This is a genomic window from Rhodoplanes elegans (genome assembly GCF_016653355.1).
GTDB classification, from domain to species: domain Bacteria; phylum Pseudomonadota; class Alphaproteobacteria; order Rhizobiales; family Xanthobacteraceae; genus Rhodoplanes; species Rhodoplanes elegans.
This window is the reverse complement of record NZ_NHSK01000261.1, coordinates 1-6,187: the sequence shown is the minus strand read 5'-3', so window position 1 is coordinate 6,187 and position 6,187 is coordinate 1. Positions and strand designations below refer to the sequence as shown.

At 70.6% G+C, this 6,187-nt stretch carries 3 protein-coding genes; all 3 read right to left on the bottom strand.

The features are described 5' to 3' along the window. A partial coding sequence (locus CCR97_RS27880; RefSeq protein WP_201160086.1) for an AsmA family protein occupies nucleotides 1-1,861 on the bottom strand: 1,861 nt, incomplete at its 3' end. 249 nt (nucleotides 1,862-2,110) lie between these two features. Beyond that, a complete protein-coding gene (locus CCR97_RS27875) occupies nucleotides 2,111-3,847 on the bottom strand; it encodes a hypothetical protein (RefSeq protein WP_111359303.1) in 1,737 nt (578 codons plus the stop codon). Nucleotides 3,848-4,003: 156 nt separating this feature from the next. Further along, a complete protein-coding gene (locus CCR97_RS27870; protein WP_111359302.1) occupies nucleotides 4,004-5,623 on the bottom strand; it encodes a B12-binding domain-containing radical SAM protein in 1,620 nt (539 codons plus the stop codon). Between the last annotated feature and the right edge of the window lie 564 nt (nucleotides 5,624-6,187).

Sequence of the window (6,187 nt, the reverse complement as noted above, 5' to 3'; positions counted from 1 at the left end):
CACCCGGAGGAGCGAGACTCGGCGGCGTGACGCCGGGCGCCGTCACGCCCGGAGTGGGGCCTGGCGCGAGGCCCTTGAGGCCGTCGATGAGCTTGCCGATCTGGGCGCCGCCGCCGGGACCGAGCGCGTCGCGCAGCGCCTTCAAGGCGCCGTCCGGATTGGCGAGCACGTTCGGCGTGTCGGCATAGATGCGCGGCGCCGACCACGGTCCCTGGATCGCCACCGGCACGCCGATGCCGAGCACGTTGCTGGCCTGGCCGGGCGTCGTCGGCGCCGCGACGAGCCGCGGGTCGGCGCGCAGATCGAGCGTCTTGGCGCGCAGGTCGATGTTGCCGGCGGCGCTCATCACCATGTACGGCCCCTGGAAGGCGACGTCGGTCGTCCGCGCGACGCCGCTCGCCACCGTGAAGGTGCCCTTGAAGGTCGAGAAGCGGGTCTGCTCGCCGGAGCCCGCCTGCCAGCCGGCCAGGATGGCGTCGAGCACCGAGCGCAGCATCGCCGGCATGTCGATGCCCCGCACCGCGCCGTTCTCGAAGAGGAGGTCGCCGCGCCCGGCGAGCGAGCCGACGATCTCGCGCGGGCTCTTGCCGGTGCCGCGCACCTCGAGGCTGCCGCGTGCCTTGCCCTCGATGTACTGGAAGGCGACGGCGTCGCGCAGGAACGGCAGCGCGTCGAGCCCGGAGAAGCTCGTCTTCACCGACACGGCCGGCGTCGCCCCGGTGCGGTCGATCGCGATCTCGCCGGTCGCCTGGCCGCCATAGACGCCGGAGGGCGACAGCTCGACCTTCAGCGTGTCGGCGAGCAGCGAGGCCTCGATGACGGCCGGGGCGATGCGGATCCCTTCGATCGCCACCTCGCGGGCGGCGAGCGCGATGTTGGCGTCGACGAGCCCGAGGCCGAACAGGTCGAGCGGCGCGTCGCTCCACGGCGCCGGCACGGCCGTGCTGCCCGGGCGCGCCGGCGGGGTCGGGCCGGTGACGGCCTCGACCAGGCTGGTCAGATCGAGCCGCTCGGATTCGAGCGTCGCGTCGACGAATGGCCGGGCGCCGGCGAACGACACCGAGACGGCGCCGCGCAGCCGGCCCTGGTCGACGAGGCCGTTGAGGTTGTCGGCCTTCAGGACCGGCCCGGCGCTGGTCAGCGTGGTGCTGATCGTCGCCGGCGTGCGGAACAGGTTCGGCGCGTCGATGCGCGCCTCGATCGGCACGGCCTTGCCGTCGGCGAGCCGGGTCGGGGTGTCGCCGGGCGCCGTGACGCGCAGAGTGGCGACGCCGATCTTGGCGTCGAGATGCAGGTTGGAGCGGCCGCCCGCCGCCGGCAGGCTGGCGAGCCGCAGCGACTCGACCTTCATCTCGGCGGTCTGGTTGCCGTCGCGCACCACGATCAGGCCGTCGTTCACCGCGACGCGGCTGATCGCGACCGCGTGGTCGACCGGCAGGATGCTCTCGTTGGTGCCGCCGGCGCCGAGGCTGCGCGACTTGCGGACGGCGGCGCCGCGCGCCGCGCGGGCGAACATCGGGTCGGTGTGGACGACCGGCCGGGTCAGCGTCAGGTCGGCAATGTCGACCTTGCCGCTCCACAGATTGCCGAGCCCGATGGCGGCCCGCACCGTGTCGATGCGGGCGATCTCGTCGGTGGTCTTGGCGTCGCGCAGCCGGACGTCGCCGAGCGTCAGCCCGGTCTCCGGCCAGATGGTCAGGCGGGCGTCGCCGCCGATGTCGAGGACGAGGTCGTGGCGGGCCAGGACGTCGCGGCTGAACGTGTCGACGAGGCCGCGGGCCGGAACGCCGTAGACGGCGGCGGCGCCCCCGGCGAGCAGCACCGCGCCGACGGCGATGACGGCGATCTTCTTCGAGATCATGTCCGGTGCCTCCCGCGCCCGTGCGGCGCTCGGTGACGGAGAATCAACAGACTCGAATAGAAACTCGTGGGCCGACCGTATGTGATCTCTATCACTTTCGCCCCCCGCATTGCCATGCGGCCGGCCGCCGTGCCCACAGCCGCCGCCCCGACAGTGGCGCGCGAATGCGGTCGTCCTCGGGCGGGCGACCGCGACGCGGGGCCGGCCCGCATGGCCGTGCCGATTGGTCCGTCCGGGCCGGCCGCCGGTTCAGGCGGCCGCGAGACTGGTCCGCGCGTGCGACAGCGCCGAGAGCACGAAGGCCGAGGTGACCTCGGGGCCGCCGACCAGGATGCGGGTCGGGGTCTTCATCTTGTTCCACTCGTAGGCCTTGTACGGCCCCTTGCGGCCGCCCTCGCCGTAGGCGTCGACCATCGCGGCGACGGCCGGCGCGAAGCAGGCACGGTCGCCGCCCAGCTTGGCGAGCGCGAGGAGCGCGAGCGCCGCGTCGAACGGGTTCATCTCGTGCGCCGCGAGGTCGTCCTGCACATAGGTCAGGATTGTCTCGCGCATCGCCGCGAAGCGGTCGTTCGGGTCGATGGTCTTCTGGATCGCCGCCGGCATCGCCCGGAAGGCGGCGAGGCAGCGGCCGAAATAGGCGGCGTAGAGCTCCGGCAGATAGTAGATGTGGGCGCGCGGATCCGCGAACGCCCCGGAGCCGATCAGCCTGTCATGGAAGTCGACCACGCCGCGCAAAAAGGTCACGCGCTGCTCGGTGCCGACGATGTCCCAGCGCACGTGATTGCGGAACGCCGCCTCGAGGACGTCGAGATTGAGGGTCGGGTCGAGGTCGTTGCCGAAGGGGTTGTCGCCGGCGGCGTTCTCGATCCAGGTGACGATGCCGCCGGTGAAGTCGAGCGGCGCGTTGATGTCGACCGAAGGCGGCGCCCGGTTGGTACCGGGTCGCACCTGATAGCCGGCGTAGTAGTCCAGGAACGGCTGGTCGAGCATCGGGTCGAGCGAGCCGAACTGGGTCGCGGCGGAGAGCGAGCAGGCCGTGGTGTCGCAGTCGGGCACGTACAGGCCGAAGCCGAGGTCGCTCTTGAGCTTCCAGAAGAACTTGCTCATCCGCACATGCGGCGGCTTGACCAGCGCCGTCACCACGTCGAACGGCGTGCCGTCGGTGGGGTGCCTCACGGTCTCACGGCTGGTCGTGAGACAGAACTCGATCATGCCGGCGATCGCCGTGTTGGCGCGCGCCGTCTCGTCCGCCGTGGCGAGGCCGGTGCCGAGATAGTCCATCAGGGCCTCGGCGAAGAAGGCGTCGTAATAGGCCGAGCGATGCCTGATCTGCACCGGCTCCCACATCGGCTCGGCGAAGCCGGCCCAGCCCGGGTTGAGGAGGCGGGCGACCGGCGCGTTCGGCAGGATGAAGGCGCGGGCGAGATTGAACAGCAGCGTCGCGTTCTTGTAGGTGCGGGCATTGAGCCCGACCAGCGCCGTGACGAGGTCGCGGCCGTGGAAGTCCGGGTCGCCGATCAGGTTGAAGGCCGCGTAGGCCGGGATGAAGCCCTGGTTGCGGGTGTAGGAGCCGATCAGATCCGTCGCGCAGCCCTTGATGACCCGGTCGATCTCGGCGCGCGGCGGCATCGAGGCTTTGCCGGCGAGCGGCGGGCGGCGCGGATGCTGCTGCGGCACCGCGTCGATCAGCGGCGCGATCGCGCGGCCGATCGCGGCCCAGTCGGGCGCCGCGTCGTCGCGCGCCGAGCGGATCGCGCCTTGCAGGGCGGCGAAGCGGTCCGGATCGGCGAGCGCCGGCAGCCCGGCGCGACCCATCAGCGGCCGGAGCACCGGATTGGCGACGGCGGTCTTGTAGAAGGTGCGCAGATGCGCGTCGCCCGGTCCCGCCCCGCGCAGCAGCGGGTCGCAGAGATCGTAGAGGCTCGGGCCGGATTTTTTCGCGGTGAGGGCGGCGAGGGAGGACTTGATCAGATCGGTGACGGGCATGACTCGGACTGACACGCAAAGAGCTGGTCATTCCGGGCGCGGCCGAAGACCGCGAGCCCGGAATCCATACTCACTGACCGGGGATATGGATTCCGGACAGCGCCGCTTCGCGACGCTTCCGGAATGACCGGCGAAACGGATGAGATGATCGCGGCGTCACTCCGCCGGCACCGGCACCTCCTGCGGGCGGGCCGAGTAGTGCGACGCCTTCTGGCGTCCCTCGACGGCGTCGCGACCGCTCATCACCAGATGATGCGCCATCACGCCGATGCGGATCAGGTGCTCGATCTGGCCGCGCTTCAGGCATTCGACCGCGACCTTCCAGAACTCGGCCCGGTAGTCGGCCTTGACGCCGACCTCCCACAGCACGGCGCGCAGCATCTTCAGGCCGCGCACGACGTCGCGCCAGGGGACGTGGCGCTGCCGGAACGGCACCTTCAGCCGGTTCGGATAGGTGTGCTCGAGCTGATGACGATAGCGTGACAGCACCGCGGCCGGCGAGAAGGCGCGCTCCATGCAGTCCCGCCACATGGCGAGAACCTCGTCGTAAGGCATCCGGAAGTCGACATTGGACTCGCGGTCCTCCTCGTCGATCAGCCGGCCTTCCTTCTCCAGCCGGTCCCACAGCGGGGTGCGCGGCAGCGCCTGCAGGAGATTGATGGTCAGCATCGGGATGCGCGAGCGCTCGATGAAGTCGATGACGCGGGCGCCGGTGTCGGGCGTGTCGGTGTCGAGCCCGAGGATGATGCCGGAGACGACCTCGAGCCCGTGGCGGTTGAGCGTGTCGACCGCCTCCAGCAGCGGGACCATCATGTTGTGGTCCTTGGCGATCGCCTCCAGCGCCTCGGGCTCCGGGGTCTCGATGCCGCAGAACACCGTCTCGAACGACGCCTCGCGCATCAGCGAGAGGATCTCCGGCCGCTTGGCGATGTTGAGGGTCGCCTCGCAGGAGAAGATGAACGGGTAGCCGCGCGCCTTCTGCCAGTCGACCAGCGTCGGCAAGAGCTCGCGCACGGCGCGGCGGTTGCCGATGAAGTTGTCGTCGACGAAATAGACCGGCCCCGTCATCCCGCAGGCGAGGAGCTTGTCGAGCTCGGCCGTCACCTGGGCCGGGGTCTTCAGCCGCGGGTTGCGGCCGTAGAGGGCCGGGATGTCGCAGAACTCGCAATTGTAGGGGCAGCCCGACGAGTACTGGATGCTGCCGGTGAGATAGCGCGGCAGCTCGGCGAGCTCGTAGGCCGGCAGCGGGAAGTCGGTGAGCTCGCGCCGCTCCTTGGTGGTGAGCACGATCTGCCGCTCCGGCCGGGTCGGGTCGGCGGCGAGGCGGGCGAACAGCGCCTCGGTCGCGTCGCCGAGCTCGCCGACGTGCAGGTAGTCGTATTCGGGATAGTTCTCGGGACAGGCCGACACCGAGGAGCCGCCCAGCACCGTCACCCGGTCGAACATGTGGGCGCGGTGGCAGATCGCCTCGATCTGCCGGCGCTGCGCGTGCATGCCGGTGACGAACACGGCGTCGGCCCAGCGGAAGTCGTCGTGGGTGGCGGGCCTGATGTTCTCGTCGACGAAGCGCACCTCCCAGCCGGGCGGCACGGCGGCGGCGATCACCAGGAGGCCCTGCGGCGGCATCAGGGCGCGGACGCCATCGGTCAGCGGATAGGCATGCTCGAACATGCCGAACGAGGACGTGTAGCGGGGACAGACGCACAGGATGCGGCGACCACGGTCCGGCCCTGCGGTGTCCCGGCGGTCGATCGAGATCGAATGAACGGTACGCATTCCAAGGTCCTGTGGCGGCCCGTCGCGACGGGGGTGAACGATCCGGGTCCGCCAGATCACAACGTTCAGGGAAGCCCGAAGGGTGTGTCAAGCGCAGCGGCTTTTTGATGGCCGCGACGGGCCGGATCGTCCGGGCCGTTCGGGTGCTTGGAGGCGCCGTCGCGGCTCCTGGTTCGATCGCCGGTCGGTCGATCACGCGCCGCGGCTGTGCCGCGACCATATTGAGATTGCAAGGCGAGGTAACTATTGTGATCCCGCGCAGTCTTTGGGCGCCGACGTCGCTCCCACAGCCGCGACCACGTGCGCGCGTGACCGGGCTGAACGCGCCCCGGCGCGACCGCGTGGTCCGGCGCCGAGGTCCGGACATGAAGCCTTCCGTTCTCGCCCGTTTCGTCTTCTCGGTCGCCGTCCTCCTGTACGCCGGACTGCCTGCCGCAGCGCTCCCCGCCGACCCGCCCGCGCCCGACGGCCCGTCGCGGCCATCAAAAAGCCGCTGCGCTTGACACACCCTTCGGGCTTCCCTGAACGTTGTGATCTGGCGGACCCGGATCGTTCACCCCCGTC

Bases quoted from the DNA above. Each gene is read 5' to 3' on its own strand.
- CCR97_RS27875 (WP_111359303.1), bottom strand. From the start codon at position 3,847: ATGCCCGTCACCGATCTGATCAAGTCCTCCCTCGCCGCCCTCACCGCG.
- CCR97_RS27870 (WP_111359302.1), bottom strand. From the start codon at position 5,623: ATGCGTACCGTTCATTCGATCTCGATCGACCGCCGGGACACCGCAGGG.